Genomic DNA, 13,791 nt, shown 5'->3' with positions numbered 1-13,791 from the left:
CGCGATGTCGGTGCCGCGCGATCGCGCGCTGCCGCGACGCGGCTGGGCGCGGCCGTCGCCGCGCTGGGCCTGGCTGGCCGTGCCGTGGTCGGCGGTCGGTCTGGCCGCGAGCGCGGGCTGGCTGGCGCCGTCGGTGTGGCAGTGGCTGACCGCGTTGATCGCGCTGATCCTGATCGTCGATCTGTTGCGATTGCTGCGCGCGCCGACCCCGACGGTCGCGCGGCGCATGCACGACACCTGGGCGATCGGCGTCGAACGCCCGGTCAGTCTGACCTTCGAGACCGCCGCGCGCCGGCAACGGCTGGACGCGTTCGACCTGCATCCCGGCGGCTGGTCGCTGCGCAACCTGCCGCGCCGGCTCGACCTGCGCCGCGGCGAGAGCGCGAGTTTCGACTACGAACTGCGCGCCAATATCCGCGGCGATTTCCAGTTCGACGGCGTGCAGCTGCGCCTGCATTCGCCGTGGGGCCTGTGGTGGCAGTCGCGGGTGTCCGGCGACCTGCAGCGCGTGCGCGTGTTTCCGAACTTCGCGCCGTTGGCCAAGTTTGCGATGTTCAGCGCCGAACAGGCCTCGCGCCTGGTCGGTGCGCACGTCAAGCGCCGTCGCGGCGAAGGCACCGACTTCCATCAGATGCGCGAGTACCGCGTCGGCGACAGCCTTCGCCAGATCGACTGGAAGGCGACCGCGCGCGCGCGCCGGCTGATCTCGCGCGAGTACCAGGACGAACGCAATCAGCAGCTGGTGCTGATGCTCGATACCGGCCGCCGCCTGATGGCGCGCGACGGCGAGCATTCGCATTTCGATCATGTGCTCGATGCGGCTCTGGTGGTGGCGTATCTCGCGCTGCGCCAGGGCGACGGCGTGGGCCTGCTCGCCAGCGGCGGCGAAAGCCGCTGGGTGCCGCCGCAGCGCGGCGTCGGCGCGATCGACAACCTGCTGCGCGCCAGTTACGCCTTGCAGCCGCAGCCGATCGCGACCGACTTCCTGGCCGCGGCGACCGAACTGTCGCTGCGCCAGCGCCGGCGTTCGCTGGTGATGCTGGTGACCAACCTGCGCGACGAAGACATGGACGACCTGCTCGCCGCGGTGCGCATGCTGCGCGGCCGGCACCTGGTGTGCGTGGCGAGCCTGCGCGAAGGCTCGCTCGACCAGGCCTTGAACGAAGACGTCGAAGACCTGTCCGGCGCGATCCGCGCCGGCGCGACCGCGCAATACCTGGAGCTGCGCGTGGCCGCCCACGAAGCGTTGCGTAACCACGGCGTGATGGTGCTGGACGTGAGCTGCGATCAGCTGGCCGCGTCGCTGGTGGAGAAGTACCTCGCGGTCAAGCGCGACGGGTTGCTGTAAAGCATTTGCTTTTCCCCCTTTGCAAAAGGGTGCGTGGGGGTTCGCTCTTGCTCCTGAAAGAAGCAACAGCAAAAGCAAATCCCCCACGTCCGCTGCGCGGCCGTTCGCCCCCTTTGTCAAAGGGGGCAACAGCAAAAGCCGTCGCGATTCGAATCCTCACTTAGCTCGGCCGAATCCGGCCCGACGCACGAGTCTGTCTCACGCATATTCGCAACTGCTCTTTCCCCCTTTGAAAAAGGAGGGTAGGGGGATTTGCTTTTGCTCCTGAAAGAAGCAACAGCAAAAGCAAATCCCCCACGTCCGCTGCGCGGCCGTTCGCCCCCTTTGTCAAAGAGGGCAACAGCAATGGCCGTTGCGATTCGAATCCTCACTTAGCTCGGCCGAATCCGGCCCGAGGCACGAGTCTGTCCCACGCACATTCGCAACTGCTCTTCCCCCCGTTTGAAAAAGGGGGGGGGTGCTTTTGCTCCTGAAAGAAGCAACAGCAAAAGCAAATCCCCCACGTCCGCTGCGCGGCCGTTCGCCCCCTTTGTCAAAGGGGGCAACAGCAAAAGCCGTCGCGACGAATTTTGCAGCGAGTCACGCAGCGAACCTCAACCCGGCGCGGTCATCCGCTCCAACGCAGACAACGCCCTCATCGCCTCGCCGCGATCACCCCCGCACATCTCGAACGAAGGCTGCAGCGACCCGCAAAACTTCGGCCGCTCGGGTTTGCCGAACAACCGGCAGCGCAGTTGCTCGTCGAGCTGCACGCAGGCGACCCCGGCCGGTTTGCCGTCCGGCATGCCCGGAATCGGCGAGGTGATCGACGGCGCGATGCAGCACGCGCCGCAGCGGTCGCGGCAGATCGCGTTCACGGTGGCGCGAGGAACGCTTCGGCCGAATGCACCGCCGCTAGCGCGATCGGTCCATACACATGCGGAAAGTGATCGCCGCTGCGCTCGCTCCAGTAGTAGCGCAACGCATCGCCCAGTGCGGCGGCGTCCAGGGTCAACAATACCCGCGCGCCACGGCCGCGTTGATGACGTTCGATCACGCCGGCCAACTGCGCCTGGGTCGCGCAATGCAGAAAACCGTCGCGTTGCAGCGCGTCGGGCGCATAGGTGCCGGCGGTCTGCGCTCGCGCCCAGTCGGCCGGATCGGCGAAGTGGTAGACGGTGGCGGGACAGGTTGGGTCGGCGTGCGTGGACATGGATGCTGCCTCAGCAGAGCCAGGCGCGTTCGATGGCGCTCATGCCGACTGCGCCGGCCGCCGCGCCACAATCGCGGCGACCAGCAGCCCCATGGCGATCGTGTGGAGCACGGTCGCGATGACGATGAACACGGTCAGGCCCGATGCGATCGAGGACACAGGGGCCGCGGCGTACTCTCTGGCCCACATCGACCAGGCTTGGCCGCCCAGACCCACCAGCGACCCGCCGATGTGCAAGCCGAAGCCCAAGCCGCCGTACAGGCCGGCCGTGCCGAGTTCGCGTCGCCGCAGCAGACACAACAACAAGCCCACCGCACAAGCCAGCAGGTGCGGCGCGATGTGCAATAACGGGCCGATCAGCGCCGCGAACAGGGGAGCGGAATCCATTGTCGTTTCCAGAGGCGGGGCCGGCGCGCCGGCCCGGTCGCGCACGGCGACAGAACGGCGCGAACTTCAACAGGTATCAGTCGGCGGTGACCAGGGCCATCGCACCCTGTCGCAGCTGCGCATACACCGGATCGGTGTCCGGCCGCTTGCGGTGCCAGCGTTCGAAACTCTCGGCGGCCTGTTCGACCAGCATGCCCAGGCCGTCGACGCGATCGTGCGCGCCGGCGACCTTGGCCCACGCGAGGAACGGCACCGCCACTTCGCCGTAGCTCAGGTCCACCGCCGCGGTGCGCGGCGTGGCCAGGCTCATCGGCAGGGTCGGCATCGCGTCGATGCGCGCGGCCGAGGTCGCGTTGATGATCAGATCGAAATTGCCCAGCGTGTTGACGTCGGCGAGATAGCGCGGATGCACCCGGCCCGGCAGGCCCAGCGCATCGGCCAGCGCGTCGGCGCGCTCGGGCGTGCGGTTGACGATGTACAGATCGCCGATGCCGGCATCGAGCAGCGCCGGCGCCACGCCGCGCGCGGCGCCGCCGGCACCGATCAGCAGGGTGCGGCGCGAACGCAGGTCCAGGCCGTGGCGTTCGGTGAGGTCGCGGATCAGGCCGATGCCGTCGGTGTTGTCGCCTTCCCAGCCGGTGGCGCTGCGGATCAGGGTGTTGACCGCGCCGGCGCGCTGGGCGCGCTCGCTCAATTGCGAGCAGATGCTCGCCGCGCGGGTCTTCAGCGGCAAGGTGATGTTGGCGCCGAGCCCGCCTTCGGCGGCGAACTCGGCCAGGGCGACGTCGAAACGTTCCGGCGCGGCATCGATCGCGGTGTACTCCAGCCCGATCCCGAACTGCCGCGCGAACGCGGCATGGATGCGCGGCGACAGCGAGTGCGCGACCGGGTGGCCGAACACCGCGTAACGCAGGACCGGGCTGGACGAATTTGAATCGATCGACATGCAGGCGCCTCTCTGGACGGATGACCCTTCCTGGGGGAGACGCACCGAGCGGCGCGCCAGGGTCCGGTTGCCCCGAAGTCTACTCCTCGACCGCGGGCTGACCAGCGCGCCGCGGGCGCCGGCCGCCGACCCGGCACGGACCGCACGGGTGGCGTTTCGACTGCGCACAGTGGGATGTGCGTCGATTGTGAATTCCAGTGATCGGCGCATCGTCCGGGACCCAGGCGCATGGCCGCCCGGTGACCAACGGCCGTGCGGTCGAGGCGCGGGCCGCGATGCCAACGCCACAAGGCCGCGTCCGACCACGACAGCGGACCGCACCGCCGGACTAAACTCCCAGCTCCCGTCGCGAGCCCAGGTCCCATGCGCACCGCCATCTCCCGTCTGAGCCTGATGCTGGGCTGCACCCTCGCCGGCAGCGCCTTCGCCCTGTCGGAATTCGGCATCGAAGGCATGGGCGTGGTCTCCACCCCACACAGCGAAGTGCGCGGCGCGATCCGCCCCGACGGCCAGCGCATCGTCTGGGGCAGCACCGACCGCAAGGGCGGCGCGGGCGGCTGGGACCTGTGGCAGGCGCGGCTGATCGACGGCCGCTGGCAACAGCCCGAACCGCTGTCGATCAACTCGGTGTCGAACGATTTCGATCCTTTGTTCAGCGCCGACGGCCGCTGGCTGTACTTCTTCTCCAACCGGCCCGGCGGCCGCGGCGGCGACGATCTGTATCGCGCGCCGGTGCAGGCCGACGGCAGCTACGGCCCGGCCGAAAACCTCGGCCCCGGCGTCAACAGCCGCGGCGACGAATGGGCGCCGACGCCGAGCCGCGACGGCAAGCATCTGCTGTTCGCCAGCAACGGGTTCGGCGGCGCGGGCCGGCACGATCTGTTCGTCGCGACCTGGAACGGCCGCGCGTTCGCCGACCCCAGGCCGGTGCCGGGCGTGAACACCGCCGCCGACGAATTCGACGCGGCCTGGCTCGGCGATGGCCGCGCCATCGTGTTCGCGCGTTCGAGCGACGTCGAGCACGATCCGATCCGGCTGTACCTCGCGCAATGCGATGGTTCGCGCTATGGCGAGGCGACGCCGTTGGCGTTGTCGTTCAATACGGCCGAGGGATATACGCTCGGCCCGGCGGTCGACTGGAACAAGCCGGGCGAACTGGTGGTCAGCGGTTCGGCCAAGGCGCCGAAGGCCGGCAAGATGGACCTGTATCGGATGAAGGCGCCGGCCGCGACCGGCAAGGACGGCTGCGTGGCGAACGCGGCGCGGTGATTCGCGACAGCGCCTACGCAAAGAAAGTGGTGGTGCATTCGCGCGGCGACGACCTTGCCACGCTCGCACGCGCCATCGAACAATCGGTCGAACAATGGCTGCGCGACGGTGTGAGTTACGTCGGCGTGGTGGGGCCGCACGCATCCGCGCTGGAGGATGTCATCGACTGGACCTGCATCGAGCTGAGTCTGCGGGACGGCCGCGAGCCCGGCGGCGACGACGGTTACGACCTCCTCTCCGCCTTCCATCAACCCGACGAATGCCTCGACGACGCGATCGAACTGGCGCGCTTGATCGGTAGTCAACCCGACGCGCCGATCTGCATCGTCGAAATCTGAGCCATCGCGCACAGTTCGTCGAGGCCGCAACCGCCGGCGATGAATTGTTTCGTGCGCGCAACATCCGCTTCGCTGCACGACGCAGTACCTCGCGTCCCCGCACGCAATGCGAACGCATGAACGCACGCGCGCGAGCGCCGCTGTTGCGCTGGCGTTCGGCCTGCGCCGCATTGCAACACGAGCGACCGGCCGTTCGTCGGAGGATTGCGTTTGCGCGTTTCCGCTAGTCGCGGATGGCTCGCCGCTTATCGGCCGTGCGCGTATCGCGACGCCGTCGCGAATCGCGATCGCGACGCACGCCGCTATCCTTCCCCCGCCACGTCGTGTGGCAATAAAAAGGATCTTTATGAGCAACATGAAACGTAGTTTTGGGGGTCTGCTGTTCTCGATGTTGCTGTTGGCGGCGCCGGTCATGGCGGCCCCGCCCGGCGGTCTTCCGGTCAAGCCGCAGCCGCCGCAGCCGTTCGGCGTGTGGAAAGCCACGGTGCGTTGGGCCGACCCGCATAGCGTGCCCGGTCCGAACGGCACCACGGTGACCTACACCTTCCATTACGAGCACATCACTGCGATCACCCAGAGCGATTGCCAGGGCCAACTGCAAGGTTATGCGTCGCAGTTGAACGTGACGGTGACGGAGTTCTGCACGTTCTATCCGTATTGATGCAGGTTGCCGCGGGGCCTTCGGGCCTCGCGGCGATTTGCGGCGCGCAAGGTCGCGCCGATTGCCCTTGATCGAATCCGGACGCCGCGAACACGGACGCGGCGTTCAAATTCACGCCCAGGATCAATGCCGGTTGATTGAAATCGGGCAGCTCGCATCGCGTGCGCACACAGGGATGCCTGCGCGCGCCGCAACCGCCGTATTGATGCGGCTCAGTTCGCTTCGCGCAGCCACTGCGCCGCATCCAGCGCGAAGTAGGTCAACACACCGTCGGCGCCGGCGCGCTTGATCGAGGTCAGTGCCTCAAGCACGCAGCCGCGTTCGTCCAGCCAGCCGTTCTGAATGGCCGCGCGCAGCATCGCGTACTCGCCGCTGACTTGATAGACGAAGGTCGGCGCGCCGAATTCGTCCTTCGCGCGGCGCACGATGTCGAGGTAGGGCATGCCCGGCTTGACCATGATCATGTCGGCGCCTTCGTCGAGATCGAGCGCGATCTCGCGCATCGCTTCGTCGCTGTTGGCCGGGTCCATCTGGTAGGTGTACTTGTTGCCCTTGCCGAGCGCACCGGCCGAGCCGACCGCATCGCGGAACGGGCCGTAGAAACTCGATGCGTACTTGGCGCTGTAGGCCAGGATGCGGGTGTGGATGTGGCCGTCGCGTTCCAGCGCGTTGCGGATCTGGCCGATGCGGCCGTCCATCATGTCGCTGGGCGCGACCACGTCGGCCCCGGCGACGGCGTGCGACAGCGCCTGCTTGACCAGCGCCTCGACGGTTTCGTCGTTCATGACGTAGCCGCTGTCGTCGACCAGACCGTCCTGGCCGTGCGTGGTGTACGGATCGAGGGCGACGTCGGTGATCACGCCCAGCTCCGGGAAGCGTTGCTTGAGCGCGCGGATCGCGCGTTGGCACAGGCCGTCGTCGTCCCACGCGGCGGCGGCGTCGAGCGACTTCGCATCCGGCGCGGTGACCGGAAACAGCGCGAGTGCGGGCACCCGCAACTCGCTCGCGCGTTCGGCCACGCGCAGCAGTTCGTCGATCGACAGGCGTTCGATGCCGGGCATGGAGCCGACCGGCGCGCGGCCGTCGAGTTCGTGGACGAAGACCGGATAGATCAGGTCGTTGGCGGTGAGGACGGTCTCGCGCATCAAGCGGCGAGAGAAGTCGTCGCGGCGCATCCGCCGCGGGCGCGAGTGGGGATAGGTCATGGGGCTAGTTTACTCCCGCGCGGGGGCGGGGCCTGCGACCGCGGGTCGCGGGCGGGGGGCGATGCTGTGTTCTGCCAGATCGGGCAAGCCATCGCGCGTTCAACACGATCAACCGGCTTGTCTCCCTCTCCCGCTCGCGGGAGAGGGCCGGGGTGAGGGTGATGAAGGCGCAGGCGCGATCGTCCGATGCCGCGTGCCCTCACCCCAACCCCTCTCCCGCTTCGCGGGAGAGGGGCTCTAGTACGGCCTATTCCGAAACTCCCTATCCCGCTTTGCGGGAGAGGGGCTCTGTACGGCTTATTCCGAATACACCCGATACCGCAACGGCCGCACATGCACCGTGCTGCCCGAGGCCGGGGTCACCGCGTCGGGCGTCGCCACCAGGTCCAGTTCCAGCGGGCGCGTCTGGCCTTCGACCACCAGTTCCAGGGTGATCCGCTCGGCCAGGCGATGCGAGGAAATCACCCGCGCCGGCAGGCCTTCGCCCTCGCCGACCAGGGCGATGTCGTGCGGGCGCACATACAGGCGCGCGCGGCTGCGGCTGCTGCCGTCCACCGGCAGGCGCAGGGCGTGGCCGTTGACCGACAGCTCGCCGCCCTCGGTCTGGCCCTCGATGACGTTGGCGCGGCCGATGAAATCGAACACGTAGGCCGAGGCCGGCGCGCTGTAGATCTCGTCAGGCGTGCCGATCTGCTCGATCCGGCCGTCCTTGAGCACGACCACGCGATCGGCCAGCTCCAGCGCTTCTTCCTGATCGTGGGTGACGAACAAAGTGGTCTGCCCGGTGTGTTCGTGCAGACGCCGCAGCCAACGCCGCAGTTCCACCCGCACCTTGGCGTCGAGCGCGCCGAAGGGTTCGTCGAGCAGCAGCACGGTCGGGTCGATCGCCAGCGCGCGCGCCAGCGCCACGCGCTGCTTCTGCCCGCCGGACAGTTGTTCGGGATAGCGCGCGCCGAGTTCCGGCAACTGGATCAGGCTCAGCAATTCCTGCACCCGCTTGGCGATCGTCGCCTTGTCCGGTCGCCGCGCGCGCGGCCGGCTGCGCAGGCCGAAGGCGATGTTCTCGGCCACGGTCATGTGCTTGAACAAGGCGTAGTGCTGGAACACGAAACCGACATTGCGTTCGCGCAGGCTCAACCGGGTCGCGTCGTGTTCGCCGAACAGCAACCGCCCCGAATCGGGCTGCAGCAGGCCGGCGATCACGCGCAGCAGCGTGGTCTTGCCCGAGCCCGACGGCCCCAGCAACGCGACCAGCTCGCCCGAGGCGACGTCGAGATCGACCGAGTCGAGCGCGGCGACGTTCGCATAACGCTTGGCGATGGCTTTGAGATGCAGATCCATTCGTGGCGATACCTAGTGAACCGGAGCGGTAAATCAGAACGAGTGAGTGAATGAGTGTGTCGGTGGTTGTTTAAGTCGATCGCTCGACTCAATGCCGCCGATGCGAGCGCGCGAGCGCGTCGCCGTGCCGCGCTTCCAGCCAGATCTTGACCACCAAGGTGACCAGGGCCAGGCCGGCCAGCAACGACGCCACCGCGAACGCCGCCGCCGCTTCGCCGCCCATCTGCTTGTACAACACCTCGACATGCAGCGAGAGCGTATTGGTCTGGCCCATGACGTTGCCCGACACCACCGTCACCGCGCCGAACTCGCCCATCGCGCGCGCGCTGCACAACAACACGCCGTACAGCAGGCCCCATTTGATGTTGGGCAGGGTCACGCGGAAGAACATGGTCCAGGCGTTGGCGCCGAGCGAGCGCGCGGCGAGTTCCTCGTCGCTGCCTTGCTGCTCCATCAGCGGGATCAGCTCGCGCACCACGAACGGGAAGGTCACGAACATGGTCGCCAGCACGATCCCGGGCGTGGCGAACAGGATCTTGATGTCGTAGTGATTGAGCAGGTCGGCGAAGTAACCGTGGGTCGGGCTGAACAACAGCACCAGGCACAGGCCCGCGACCACCGGCGACACCGCGAACGGCAGGTCGATCAGCGCCATCAAGGTGCGTTTGCCGCGGAATTCGAAACGGGTCACCGCCCAGGCGGTGAACACGCCGCAGATCGCATTGACCGGCACCACGATCGCGGCGGTGAGCAAGGTGAGCTTGAGCGCGTCGATCGTGTGCGGCTCGCTGACCGCGGCGAACCAGACCTTGAGCCCGCTGCCGAACGCGGCGCCGAGCAGCATCAACAACGGCATGACCACGATCAACAGCATGATCGCGGCCGCCAGACCGATCAGGGTCCAGCGTACCCAGGCCGGTTCCTGCAGCGGATCGCGCGCGGGCGGAAGGGAGGCGTCAGCCATCGCGGCGATTCCCGTGGGCGAACAAGGTCGAGGCGGCGTTGATCGCGACCAGGCACGCGAACGACATCAGAAGCAGCAAGGTCGCCAGCACGATCGCGGCGGTGACGCCGCCGTCCTCTTCCAGGCGGATGGTGATCAGCAGCGGCGCGATCTCGGTCTTCATCGGCAAGTTGCCGGCGATGAAAATGACCGAGCCGAATTCGCCCAGCCCGCGCGCGAACGCCAGCGAGAACCCGGTCAGCAGCGCCGGCAGCAGCTCGGGCAGGATCACCCGCCGCAGCGCGGTCAGGCGCGAGGCGCCGAGCGAGATCGCCGCTTCCTCCTGCTCGCGGCCGAGGGTTTCCAGCACCGGCTGCACCGTGCGCACCGCGAACGGCAGGCCGATGAAGATCAGTGCGATCACGATGCCAGCGACGTTGTTGACCAACTGGATGCCAAACGGCTGCAGCCATTGGCCGACCCAGCCGTTCTGGTCGTAAATCGCGGCCAGGGTGATGCCGGCGACCGCGGTCGGCAGCGCGAACGGCAGATCGACCATCGCGTCCATCAGGCGCCGGCCCGGGAAGCGATAGCGCACCAGCACCCAGGCGATCACCGCGCCGAACACCAGCGCCACGACCGCGGCGATGAAGGCGGCGCCGAAGCTGACCTTGAGCGAGGCGATCACGCGCGGATCGGAGATCGCGCGCAGCCAGCCGGCGAAGCCGAGCCCGCCCGAGCGCAGGATCAGCGCGGCCAGCGGCAGCAGGACGATCAGGCCGAGCCAGGTCAGCCCGAGGCCCAGCCCGAGCCCGAGACCGGGCAACGGCCGGCGCCAGCGGGTGGCGGAGGTCGGCAGAGTAAGGACTTGCTCGCTCATGTGGCGTGGGCGGCAACGTGTTGTGGGGACAGAGGGGTTGGACGCTATCGCGTTCCGGGGGTTCCTGGGAAATGCGCGTTGGTTGTTTCTAGGTGCGCGATGGAGATATGGGGGGGCGAGCATGGTCGGGCCGGGGTTCGAATGGGGTGAATGGGGCGGCCGAGCACTAGACCAATGGCTGAGCCATAGGGCTGACAAAGATTGGCTCCGAAATACACAAAGTGGGATCGTTCCGACAAACTGGGTCGGGCTAACGAACTTGCTGCGAGCGTTCAGTCGAGGTGCTCGTACTGAACGAGCGCGCTGTCGGATGTACGCTGACAGTCATTGATCTGGCATCAGGGGGAGTATTTCGATGACGCTCAAGCCGGCTGTCGGATTGCTGTGCAACTGGAACGCAGTGCGAACCACAGGAGCTTACTCGTTGAAACGCGCTATCCATGGATTGCTATTGGCGTTTTTCAGCATCTCCTCGGCTTCTTGCCAAAGGCATGGGTCCGCTGAGGCTGCGATTGAAGGAATTGGAGTCGGTGAGACTCGCGCCAGCATCGAACTTCTGCTGAAAAGCCGCGGCATGGAATTCACATTCAACCCGCCGCTGAGCGATACATCAGCCTTGCCAACTGAATTGATTCAGGAGGAGGCGCTCAAATCGCCTACCCTCACGTTTTTCGTTTCCGAGCCGCCGGTGGATACGGTCACGAAAACCACGAGAATCATCGTGGTGTTCGATCAAGATGGCCAGGTTGCTCGAGTCATGACAAAAGAAAGCAATCTGGGATTGTAGAAAACAGAGATACAAGGCCAAAGCAGTAAAAAACGCTCTGTCCACGATCTGTGTTGGTCAGTTAGGCTTCACAGCGGTCACCGAGGATCGCCTCATGACCGCAATCCGCCAGCCATTCGGGGCAACGTGCGCGTCTGTGCTCTCCTGGCTGCGGGCAAGTGCGGGTAGTGACGGGGAATGGATGATGAAGAAGATCTCGATGTTCCTGGCTATTGTGCTGGCAAGTTCGTCGGGCGCGGGCTGGACGACTTCGCCCGCAAACAGGTCAGTAGAAACGTTGTTCAAAAATGCAAAGGCCGTCGTTACCGGGAAAGTGACAGGTGTGAGAGCCGAATGTGGGCAGAGCGAAGAGGTCTGCAATTCGAACCATGTGATCTCACTGGAAGTAAAAACAGTCAGAGAACTCAAGTCGACGGATGAGCCGAGCGCCAAATACAAGTCCCTATGCTCCAAGGTGCCTCTGGAGGTCGGTGCTGCATACACTTTGTTTTTGGAGACGCCGACAGAATTCAACGCGCAGGGTTCGGGCGTGTGCGATCTTGTAGTCGATGTTGATGGCGTGTTTCAGAGGATCGGGTCTTTCGTGTACCGCGTAGGTTCGCAGGATGCCAAGATCATCGTCGACTTTGAAGGTGCCAAGTACCTGACAAATGCTGTAGTGGAGCCCAGGTTCGATCAGGCTATGAAATCCCTTTCGCATCATTCATCGCCATGAGGAATGATAAGGCTGCCTCCAATGGAGTCCGATAGACGCATCTGCGCGACCGAGATGTTGGCCGCTCCGAACTGAGGTCTGATGAGTGACCAAAAATGAAAACAACAATTGCTGTCTGTGTTGCGGTCGGACTTTGCTTGGCTGCTCTAGCGTGGATCTTTTTCCCGGTATCTATTGAAGCTTCCCCTCAAAGATTCATGCCATTGACGACTGTAGAGTTCGCGCAAGTTCGTAGAGATGCCATCGATGCGGAAGTTTCATTAAAGCTTAAGGGCATCGAATTGATAGCCGGCGATCCGGCGTCGCATTCAATCCAATTCGATTGCAAAGGGGTGCCGGTCTTGACGCTAATCAATGGGCCGATAGTGCTGACAGTGCTTACGATGGTAGATGCGGATCAGCGCGCCCCAGATGTCGTATCGTTTCGAGAGCGGTTGTATCCTCGATTAAAGGAGTCCTGGGAGCAGCCTATAAAAGATCCCATTCCGACTCGGCCAAATGTCATCGAGGCATTTGTACTTAAGCACCGCGAAGGTATAGATATTGCAGCCGACTGCTCATCGACCCTGTAGGGCCAATCGGAGGCAACGAAACCGAGGATGATCGGCATGGACCAGCCGCGCATATATCGGTTTCGAAGATGTCCCATGGAACTATTGGGGTCGCTTATTGAGCGTTTCGTTGCGTTTTGCCGGATTTGAACACTTCAGCAAACGATAAAGCCCGCAGAAGCGGGCCTTATCGTTGCTGGAGTGGCAATGGGCTTCAGCCGATCACTTCGGTAAATAAATCTTGTCAAAAAACCCACCATCCGAAAAATGCGCCGCCTGCGCCTTCTTCCACCCGCCGAACGCGCCGTCGATGGTCACCTGCTTCACCTCCGGGAACTTCGCCAGTTCCGCCGCCGGGACCTTGTCCGGTTCGGCCGGGCGGTAGCCGTGTTTGGCGGCCAGGCGCTGGCCTTCGGGGGTGTAGAGGAAACGCAGGTAGGCTTCGGCCTGTTTGCGGGTGCCGTGTTTGTCGACGTTCTTGTCGACCCAGGCCACCGGCGGTTCGGCCTTGATGCTCAGGCTCGGGATGACGACTTCGAACTGGCCTCGCGTGTTGGATTGCTCCAGGGTCAGCAGCGCTTCGTTTTCCCAGGCGATCAGCACATCGCCGATCTTGCGGTCGACGAAGGTGGTGGTCGAGCCGCGCGCGCCGGTGTCGAGCACGGGGACGTTCTTGAACAGGCTGGTGAGGAAGTCGACGACCTTGTCGCCGTCGCGGAACTTGGTCGAGGCGTAGGCCCACGCGGCCAGATAATTCCAGCGCGCGCCGCCGGAGGTCTTCGGGTTCGGGGTGATGACCGCGACGCCGGGCTTGATCAGGTCGTCCCAATCCTTGATGCCTTTCGGGTTGCCCTTGCGCACCAGGAACACGATGGTCGAGGTGTAGGGCGCGCTTTGATGCGGCAAACGCGATTGCCAGTTGGCGGGCAGTTGCTTGGCGTTGGCGATGGTGTCGATGTCGCCGGCCAGGGCGAGGGTGACCACGTCGGCTTCCAGCCCATCGACGACCGCGCGCGCCTGTTTGCCCGAGCCGCCGTGCGAGGCGCGGATGTTGAGGGTTTCGCCGGTCTGTTGCTTCCATTGCGCGGCGAAGACTTGATTGACCTCGGCGTAGAACTCGCGGGTGGGGTCGTAGGACACGTTGAGCAGGTCGGTGTCCTTGGCCGAGACCGTGCCCGCGGCGGCGAGCGCCAGGGCCAGCAGGGTCAGTCGGAGTGCGGTTTTCATC

The 13,791-nt window shown here is 65.3% G+C and carries 16 protein-coding genes; 7 read left to right on the top strand and 9 right to left on the bottom strand.

The features are described 5' to 3' along the window. Window positions 1-4 precede the first annotated feature (4 nt). A complete protein-coding gene (locus KME82_RS24130; protein WP_215499194.1) occupies window positions 5-1,348 on the top strand; it encodes a DUF58 domain-containing protein in 1,344 nt (447 codons plus the stop codon). Between the two features lie 593 nt (window positions 1,349-1,941). Here the strand turns inward: KME82_RS24130 and KME82_RS24125 are convergent. The 4 genes from KME82_RS24125 to aroE all read right to left on the bottom strand — a co-directional run bounded on the left by KME82_RS24125 (window position 1,942) and on the right by aroE (window position 3,873). Continuing rightward, complete coding sequence (locus KME82_RS24125; RefSeq protein ID WP_215496280.1) at window positions 1,942-2,205, bottom strand: YkgJ family cysteine cluster protein; 264 nt, start codon at window positions 2,203-2,205, stop codon at window positions 1,942-1,944. Then, on the bottom strand, window positions 2,202-2,540 hold the full coding sequence (locus tag KME82_RS24120; protein WP_215496279.1) for a DUF952 domain-containing protein: 339 nt from the start codon (window positions 2,538-2,540) through the stop codon (window positions 2,202-2,204). Before KME82_RS24120 ends, KME82_RS24125 begins: the two co-directional genes overlap by 4 nt. A 39-nt stretch (window positions 2,541-2,579) precedes the next feature. Next, a complete protein-coding gene (locus tag KME82_RS24115; RefSeq protein WP_215496278.1) occupies window positions 2,580-2,927 on the bottom strand; it encodes a hypothetical protein in 348 nt (115 codons plus the stop codon). A 76-nt stretch (window positions 2,928-3,003) separates the two neighbouring features. Beyond that, window positions 3,004-3,873 carry a shikimate dehydrogenase gene (aroE, locus tag KME82_RS24110; RefSeq protein ID WP_215496277.1) on the bottom strand — a complete coding sequence of 290 codons (870 nt, stop codon included), beginning with the start codon at window positions 3,871-3,873 and terminating at the stop codon, window positions 3,004-3,006. Between the two features lie 363 nt (window positions 3,874-4,236). Here aroE and KME82_RS24105 point away from each other — a divergent pair, with 363 nt between their 5' ends. From KME82_RS24105 to KME82_RS24095, 3 genes are all read left to right on the top strand, one after another. Then, window positions 4,237-5,142, top strand: a complete 906-nt coding sequence (locus KME82_RS24105; RefSeq protein WP_215496276.1) for a TolB family protein — start codon at window positions 4,237-4,239, stop codon at window positions 5,140-5,142. Further along, window positions 5,139-5,480 carry a hypothetical protein gene (locus KME82_RS24100; protein WP_215496275.1) on the top strand — a complete coding sequence of 114 codons (342 nt, stop codon included), beginning with the start codon at window positions 5,139-5,141 and terminating at the stop codon, window positions 5,478-5,480. Before KME82_RS24105 ends, KME82_RS24100 begins: the two co-directional genes overlap by 4 nt. Before the next feature lie 355 nt (window positions 5,481-5,835). Next, window positions 5,836-6,141 carry a hypothetical protein gene (locus KME82_RS24095; protein ID WP_215496274.1) on the top strand — a complete coding sequence of 102 codons (306 nt, stop codon included), beginning with the start codon at window positions 5,836-5,838 and terminating at the stop codon, window positions 6,139-6,141. 212 nt (window positions 6,142-6,353) lie between these two features. On the opposite strand, the gene hemB is transcribed toward KME82_RS24095, so the two are convergent. The 4 genes from hemB to cysT all read right to left on the bottom strand — a co-directional run bounded on the left by hemB (window position 6,354) and on the right by cysT (window position 10,510). Continuing rightward, a complete protein-coding gene (gene hemB, locus KME82_RS24090; RefSeq protein ID WP_215496273.1) occupies window positions 6,354-7,346 on the bottom strand; it encodes a porphobilinogen synthase in 993 nt (330 codons plus the stop codon). Between the two features lie 297 nt (window positions 7,347-7,643). Then, entirely contained in the window at window positions 7,644-8,687 is a 1,044-nt protein-coding gene (locus KME82_RS24085; protein ID WP_215496272.1) for a sulfate/molybdate ABC transporter ATP-binding protein, read from the bottom strand. A gap of 88 nt (window positions 8,688-8,775) precedes the next feature. Next, window positions 8,776-9,651, bottom strand: coding sequence for a sulfate ABC transporter permease subunit CysW (gene cysW, locus KME82_RS24080; RefSeq protein WP_215496271.1), 876 nt, complete (start codon window positions 9,649-9,651; stop codon window positions 8,776-8,778). Continuing rightward, entirely contained in the window at window positions 9,644-10,510 is an 867-nt protein-coding gene (gene cysT / locus KME82_RS24075) for a sulfate ABC transporter permease subunit CysT (protein WP_215496270.1), read from the bottom strand. Before cysT ends, cysW begins: the two co-directional genes overlap by 8 nt. 355 nt (window positions 10,511-10,865) lie before the next feature. Here cysT and KME82_RS24070 point away from each other — a divergent pair, with 355 nt between their 5' ends. From KME82_RS24070 to KME82_RS24060, 3 genes are all read left to right on the top strand, one after another. Further along, a complete protein-coding gene (locus KME82_RS24070) occupies window positions 10,866-11,297 on the top strand; it encodes a hypothetical protein (RefSeq protein WP_215496269.1) in 432 nt (143 codons plus the stop codon). Window positions 11,298-11,391: 94 nt separating this feature from the next. After that, a complete protein-coding gene (locus tag KME82_RS24065) occupies window positions 11,392-12,012 on the top strand; it encodes a hypothetical protein (protein ID WP_215496268.1) in 621 nt (206 codons plus the stop codon). 95 nt (window positions 12,013-12,107) lie between these two features. Then, entirely contained in the window at window positions 12,108-12,584 is a 477-nt protein-coding gene (locus tag KME82_RS24060; RefSeq protein ID WP_215496267.1) for a hypothetical protein, read from the top strand. Window positions 12,585-12,785: 201 nt separating this feature from the next. Here the strand turns inward: KME82_RS24060 and KME82_RS24055 are convergent, their stop codons facing one another. Beyond that, window positions 12,786-13,790, bottom strand: coding sequence for a sulfate ABC transporter substrate-binding protein (locus KME82_RS24055; RefSeq protein ID WP_215496266.1), 1,005 nt, complete (start codon window positions 13,788-13,790; stop codon window positions 12,786-12,788). Between the last annotated feature and the right edge of the window lies 1 nt (window position 13,791).

The sequence above is a fragment of the Lysobacter capsici genome (assembly GCF_018732085.1).
Classification (GTDB): domain Bacteria; phylum Pseudomonadota; class Gammaproteobacteria; order Xanthomonadales; family Xanthomonadaceae; genus Lysobacter; species Lysobacter capsici_A.
Note: the sequence above shows the minus strand (reverse complement) of the source record. Positions and strands in the feature narration are given on the sequence as shown.

Bases quoted from the DNA above. Each gene is read 5' to 3' on its own strand.
- KME82_RS24130 (WP_215499194.1), top strand. From the start codon at position 5: ATGTCGGTGCCGCGCGATCGCGCGCTGCCGCGACGCGGCTGGGCGCGG.
- KME82_RS24120 (WP_215496279.1), bottom strand. From the start codon at position 2,540: ATGTCCACGCACGCCGACCCAACCTGTCCCGCCACCGTCTACCACTTC.
- KME82_RS24115 (WP_215496278.1), bottom strand. From the start codon at position 2,927: ATGGATTCCGCTCCCCTGTTCGCGGCGCTGATCGGCCCGTTATTGCAC.
- aroE (WP_215496277.1), bottom strand. From the start codon at position 3,873: ATGTCGATCGATTCAAATTCGTCCAGCCCGGTCCTGCGTTACGCGGTG.
- KME82_RS24105 (WP_215496276.1), top strand. From the start codon at position 4,237: ATGCGCACCGCCATCTCCCGTCTGAGCCTGATGCTGGGCTGCACCCTC.
- KME82_RS24095 (WP_215496274.1), top strand. From the start codon at position 5,836: ATGAAACGTAGTTTTGGGGGTCTGCTGTTCTCGATGTTGCTGTTGGCG.
- hemB (WP_215496273.1), bottom strand. From the start codon at position 7,346: ATGACCTATCCCCACTCGCGCCCGCGGCGGATGCGCCGCGACGACTTC.
- KME82_RS24085 (WP_215496272.1), bottom strand. From the start codon at position 8,687: ATGGATCTGCATCTCAAAGCCATCGCCAAGCGTTATGCGAACGTCGCC.
- cysW (WP_215496271.1), bottom strand. From the start codon at position 9,651: ATGGCTGACGCCTCCCTTCCGCCCGCGCGCGATCCGCTGCAGGAACCG.
- cysT (WP_215496270.1), bottom strand. From the start codon at position 10,510: ATGAGCGAGCAAGTCCTTACTCTGCCGACCTCCGCCACCCGCTGGCGC.
- KME82_RS24070 (WP_215496269.1), top strand. From the start codon at position 10,866: ATGACGCTCAAGCCGGCTGTCGGATTGCTGTGCAACTGGAACGCAGTG.
- KME82_RS24065 (WP_215496268.1), top strand. From the start codon at position 11,392: ATGACCGCAATCCGCCAGCCATTCGGGGCAACGTGCGCGTCTGTGCTC.
- KME82_RS24060 (WP_215496267.1), top strand. From the start codon at position 12,108: ATGAAAACAACAATTGCTGTCTGTGTTGCGGTCGGACTTTGCTTGGCT.
- KME82_RS24055 (WP_215496266.1), bottom strand. From the start codon at position 13,790: ATGAAAACCGCACTCCGACTGACCCTGCTGGCCCTGGCGCTCGCCGCC.